The organism is Paraburkholderia sp. SIMBA_027 (genome assembly GCF_046535315.1).
In the GTDB taxonomy this organism is placed as follows: Bacteria; Pseudomonadota; Gammaproteobacteria; order Burkholderiales; family Burkholderiaceae; genus Paraburkholderia; species Paraburkholderia tropica.
The window spans coordinates 1-256 of the sequence record NZ_JAWRWY010001048.1; the positions used below are offsets into that span (position 1 = coordinate 1).

Genomic DNA, 256 nt, shown 5'->3' on the forward strand with positions numbered 1-256 from the left:
GGTGGCGTTTGGTAACGCCGATGTGTACCTGGGCGATGCCATCAGCACCCGTTACCTGATCAACCACAACCATCTGAATAACGTGCGCATGGCCGACTTCTCTGCCCTGGAAGTCAACCCTTTTGCCTTTGCCGTCACCCGTGAAAATACCCGCTTGCTGCCCATACTGGACACTGCCCTGGCGGTCATTCCGGCGAGCGAGCAGATGGAAATCCTGCGCCGTTGGAGCGCCGGCAACCTCGGGATCGTCGGTACC

1 protein-coding gene is annotated in these 256 nt (G+C 59.4%); it reads left to right on the plus strand.

All coding sequences use genetic code 11. The annotated features are described in order from the left end of the window. A partial coding sequence (locus tag SB764_RS42320) for a hypothetical protein (protein ID WP_410867081.1) occupies window positions 1-256 on the plus strand: 256 nt, incomplete at both ends.